Annotated in this window: 4 protein-coding genes; 2 read left to right on the top strand and 2 right to left on the bottom strand. The window is 60.1% G+C overall.

What is annotated here, in order from left to right; genetic code table 11:
• Window positions 1-132: 132 nt before the first annotated feature.
• Window positions 133-573, bottom strand: a complete 441-nt coding sequence (locus B3C64_RS03680; protein ID WP_291533818.1) for a sterol carrier family protein — start codon at window positions 571-573, stop codon at window positions 133-135.
• A 386-nt stretch (window positions 574-959) separates the two neighbouring features.
• Between B3C64_RS03680 and B3C64_RS03675 the strand changes: the two genes are divergently transcribed.
• On the top strand, window positions 960-3,404 hold the full coding sequence (locus B3C64_RS03675; protein WP_291533817.1) for a glycogen/starch/alpha-glucan phosphorylase: 2,445 nt from the start codon (window positions 960-962) through the stop codon (window positions 3,402-3,404).
• Window positions 3,405-3,645: 241 nt separating this feature from the next.
• On the opposite strand, the gene B3C64_RS03670 is transcribed toward B3C64_RS03675, so the two are convergent.
• A complete protein-coding gene (locus tag B3C64_RS03670) occupies window positions 3,646-3,891 on the bottom strand; it encodes a hypothetical protein (protein ID WP_291533815.1) in 246 nt (81 codons plus the stop codon).
• A gap of 421 nt (window positions 3,892-4,312) precedes the next feature.
• On the opposite strand from B3C64_RS03670, the gene B3C64_RS03665 reads away from it, so the two are divergent.
• Entirely contained in the window at window positions 4,313-5,098 is a 786-nt protein-coding gene (locus B3C64_RS03665; protein WP_291533813.1) for a rhomboid family intramembrane serine protease, read from the top strand.
• The last annotated feature ends 122 nt before the right edge of the window (window positions 5,099-5,220 follow it).

Here is a 5,220-nt window from a genome sequence, read left to right as displayed (position 1 = left end):
CACGCACGATGCAGCATCACCGGATTGTGTTTGCCTGCATCGGACACGGGTGCGATGCCGCCGCGTGCGCATAGACGGACGTGGCGGCATGTGTCGGTTGCATATTGCCGGCGTCGGCGCTTTTGTCGGCGTTTAGGCCAACGGCAGCAATCTACTCAGATCGTCGCGCTCGCCGACCGCGGTGATGCGGCCGGCGTCCTTCTCCTCGTCCCAGCCGGTGATGCCGGTGGCGAGACGCATCCATACGTCCGGTTCCAGCTCGATGACGTCCGGCGGGGTGAGATTATGCGGATCGGATGCCGGTCCGTCAAGGATTTTGATCGCGCCCCACGGCGCGACGCGCACTTCCACGCCCTCGCCGGGTGCTTTCTTCTCCAGCAGATACAGCGAATACCGCACGGCCATCGCCCAAAGCCGGCGCGGCAATCGCGGCGAGAAATCCAAGCGAAACGCGCGCGCGGCGTCCTCGTCATCTCCGGGCAGATACTCGGCGAGAATCTGCCGTGCAGCCTGCCGCCATTGCGCGAACGCGTCGCGCCCCTTGTCCAAATCCTGTTCTCGAATCACAGCCATACCGAATATTGTGCTGCCTGCAAACGACGATGGCGGGCGGATGGATGGAACGGTTTGCAAGCGGGGGAGCGGGCGGCTGCGATTGCCGGCTGGAATCAAGGTGGTGCGCGCGGTATGGTGGAGTTGTGAAGGATGGAGCCGCGGACCATGCATAGTTGGTGTGGATTACAAGGTTCGCAGGATGACCTGCGGATGTATGTAGAACATATTTTTGCAAACGAATGCTATGGAAAAATTGCTTGGAATTCCATCTTTTTCAAAGTTGTGTAGTATGCTCTTCTGAGAACGTATGCATGATGTTACCTAGTGTTCATGCAGCCGCAAATGCGAGGAAGCTGGAGCAGGGCATAATGTTCTTGGAGAGTATCCGTTAAAGGAGTCGATTCATGACTGAAATTACCGCACCGAAGTCCGCGGTCACCGCGGAGCAGTTCGCCGACGAGATCCGCGAGCAGCTGAAATACACCCAGGGCGTCACCGTGGAGCAGGCCAAGCCGGCCGACGTGTACGTCGCGGCGTCCGCGGCCGTGCGCCGCCATCTGGTGGATGCGTGGATGAAGACCCAGTCCGATATGGTCAACGGCCACACCAAGGCCGTCGGCTACCTGTCGGCGGAATTCCTCATGGGCAAGCAGCTGCGCAACGCATTGCTCAACGCCGGACTGACCGAACAATTCGACAAGGCCGTGGAATCCCTCGGATTCAACGTGCAGGACGTGGTGGATTCCGAATACGAGCCCGGACTGGGCAACGGCGGTCTGGGACGTCTGGCCGCATGCTTCATCGATTCGCTTGCCTCGCTGGGCGTGCCGGCGTTCGGCTACGGCATCCAGTACAAGTACGGCATTTTCAAGCAGGAATTCGACAAGGACGGCAAGCAGGTCGAAAGGCCGGATTACTGGCTGGCCAACGACGAGCCATGGGGCCACGTCGATTACAACCGCGACCAGAAGGTCTCCTTCGGCGGCGAAGTGGTCGAGGAGAACGGCAAGCGTGTGTGGAAGCCGGCTTGGTCCGTGCGCGCGGTACCGGTCGATTACATGGTTCCGGGCTACGCTTCCGGCCGCGTGAACACGCTGCGCCTGTGGAGCGCCAAGAGCTACGACGAGTTCGATCTGCTCACCTTCAACAAGTCCGAGTATCTGGACGCCGTCAAGCCGCAGGTCGAAGCGGAGAACATCTCCAAGATCCTGTACCCGGAGGACTCCACTCCGCAGGGCAAGGCGCTTCGTCTGGAACAGCAGTACTTCTTCGTGGCCGCGTCCATCCACGACGCCATCCGTGTCTTCTACCCGGGCCAGGACAAGCCGGATCTGACGACCTTCGCCGACAAGATCACCTTCCAGCTCAACGACACCCACCCGGTCATCGGCATCCCCGAGCTCATGCGCGTGCTGATCGACGAGTACGGCTACGACTGGGACACCGCATGGAAGGTCACCAACAAGACCTTCAACTACACCTGCCACACCCTGCTTCCGGAAGCCCTGGAAGTGTGGCCGGCCGATCTCATCGGCAAGCTGCTGCCACGCCATCTGGAGATTATCAAGAAGATCAACGAGCAGTTCGAGGCCGAGCTCAAGGCCAAGGGCGTCGCCGACGAGACCATCAACGACATGGCCATCTACACCGGTGATTCCGTGCGCATGGCGTACCTCGCCACCTACGGCGGCTCCCACGTCAACGGCGTCGCCGAGCTGCACTCCCAGCTGCTCAAGGACGTCACGCTGAAGAACTTCTCCGACGTGTACCCCGACAAGTTCACCAACGTGACCAACGGTGTGACCCCTCGTCGCTTCATCAAGCTCGCCAACCCGCGCCTGTCCGACCTCATCACCGAAGGTCTCGGCACCGATCGCTGGCTGAGCGACCTTGAACTGCTCAAGGGTCTCGAACCGCTCGCCAAGGATGACGAATTCGTCAAGAAGTTCGCCGCCGTCAAGCAGGCCAACAAGGTCGACTTCTCCAACTACGCGAAGCGCGAATACGGTTTCGACATCGACCCGAACACCATGATCAACACCATGGTCAAGCGTCTGCACGAATACAAGCGCCAGGCGCTGAAGATCCTCGCCGTGATCGCACGCTACGCGGACATCAAGTCCGGCAAGCTTTCCGCCGACGACATCATGCCGCGCACCATCGTGTTCGGCGCCAAGGCCGCGCCGGGCTACTACCTGGCCAAGCAGACCATCCAGCTGATCAACAACGTGGCCCGCGTCATCAACAACGACCCGGACGTCAAGGGCAAGCTGAACGTCTACTTCCCGTGGAACTACAACGTGCGTCTGGCGCAGCACCTCATCCCCGCCACCGACCTCGACGAGCAGATCTCGCAGGCCGGCAAGGAGGCCTCCGGCACCGGCAACATGAAGTTCGCCCTGAACGGCGCGATGACCGTCGGCACGCTCGACGGCGCGAACGTCGAGATTCGCGAACGTGTCGGCGCGGAGAACTTCTTCCTCTTCGGCATGACCGTCGACGAGGTGGACGCGCTGTACGCCGAAGGCTACCAGCCGAGGAAGTACTACGAGGCCGATCCGCGTCTGAAGGCAGCCATCGATATGGTCGCCGATGGCACGTTCTCCAACGGCGACAAGGGCACCTACCAGGATCTGGTCAACGATTGGCTGAACAAGGACTGGTTCATGACGCTGGCCGACTTCCATGCGTACACCGAGATCCAGTCCGACATCGAGGCGCTGTACGCGCAGCCGCTCGAATGGAACCGCAAGGCGCTGATCAACGTCGCGAACTCCGGCTACTTCAGCTCCGACCGCTCCATCGAGGACTATCTGGAGCGCATCTGGAAGACCGGTCCGCTCGCCTGACGGTTTGTTTGGCGGTTGCCCCAACTGACGGTCTGCCGGATGGTTTGTCTGATGGCGCGTCCGGCAGACCGCGCGCAGCGCAGTGAGGCATGCAATGCGGCACGCATAGAGAAACCCTCCGAAACCAAATCGTTTCGGAGGGCTTTCCTATATCCGATATGAGTCATCCGCCAATCCGGAAGATTTCTGATGATTCAGAAAGCCGCCATTCCGGAAAAACGACGTTCCGGAAACCGCGGTATCAGGCGGCTTCGGCCGCCGGTGCCGCTTCGCCGGCCTCGGCTTCGGTCGCGTCCTCGGCCTTCGGTTCGTCCTTTTCCTTGGTCAAACCCAAATCGACCGGAGACGAGCTGTTCTCCCACGGCTCCTCCCACGGATCGTAATCCGGGTTCTGCTGCTTGTAGATGTACAGACCAACGACGCCGGCAAGCAAAGCTCCGAAGAGCAGCGCGAAGAACTTCCAACCGTTAGAAGACCTGTTCTCCATGACGGCTCCTTTCCCAAAACATTTCCCAAACATCGGCTGACCTGTTCGTTCAAGCCAACTCTGTCACTATCTTAAGTCCTTGAATGTGGTGATTGAGTGGATTTACGCGCCGTGATCCACTGCGACGCGGAGCCGTTTCGTGCGCAGGCGTGCATCGGCATGCATCCGTGTGCGTTGGCATGCGCTGGTGTGTGCGTCAGCATGTACTAATTTTGTCCGCTACGTGCCATTTGCCGCCTGTGCACGCAGGTACATGCGATAGTGCGCCGTCCATGCTTGCGGTCGTATGCGCATATGTGTGTGCACATCGGCAAAAGTTCCGCGCCGCCGAATCACCGTCAATCAATCGTCAGCCGGATGTCAGCCGATCGACGCACGCACTTCCATACGTACCGGCATACGTACCGGTAGGGTGTGAACTATGGCAAATCGACGATTCAGTTTGTTCCCCGGCTCCCCGTCCCTCAAAGACGTGTTCTCATTGCGTTCGTTGCGCTACCGCTGGCGCTCCGGCGAACCCGTGCTCACCACATCGATCATGGCGGTCTGCGTGGTGGTTTGGCTGATCGAGACGGTATTGAGGATGGTATGGCCCGCCGGCCTGAACATCATCGTCGGCTACGGCGCGTTGATGCCGGGCATCGCCGCATACCATCCGTGGACGTTCATCACATCGATGTTCCTGCACCAGCCCGCATCGCTATGGCATATCCTCTTCAACATGCTGACGCTGTGGTGCGTCGGACCGGTGCTGGAACGCATGATGGGGCATTGGTCGTATCTGGCGCTGTACCTGCTTTCCGGGCTTGCAGGCGGCACCGGCATGATGGTGTATGCGGCGTTGGCCCCGGGCGGCACCGGCTGGTTCACGTCGTCGTATGGCGCTTCCGGCGCGTTGTTCGGACTGTTCGCCGCCGTGCTGGTCGTGTATCGTCGCATCGGTTTGGACATTCGGTCGATGCTGATTTGGATGGCGATCAACTTCCTGATGCCGGTGATCACGCCGAATATCGCTTGGCAGGCGCATGTCGGCGGTTTCATCGGCGGCGGATTGTTCGCCTGGCTGCTGGTTTCCGGATTACGCGCGTTGCGTGGCAAAAGCCTGCTGCGCCGCACCGCCGTATATGGCGCGGCCATGCTGGCCGCGTTGATTGCGATCGACGCATGGTGCGATGCGAGCAATTTCGCGACGTTGCTGATGCATTGAGCGGCGAGGCTGGGTGTTTTGCCCGCTGATGTGGTGATATAAACCGCGTCCCCGATTGTTGGATTGAAGAAATGCGGATTCGATGATCGGAGGCGCGGTTTTTCGTATGCGCGAGGATTGGA

The organism is Bifidobacterium sp. UBA6881, assembly GCA_002451435.1.
GTDB lineage: Bacteria > Actinomycetota > Actinomycetes > Actinomycetales > Bifidobacteriaceae > Bifidobacterium.
Note: the sequence above shows the minus strand (reverse complement) of the source record. Positions and strands in the feature narration are given on the sequence as shown.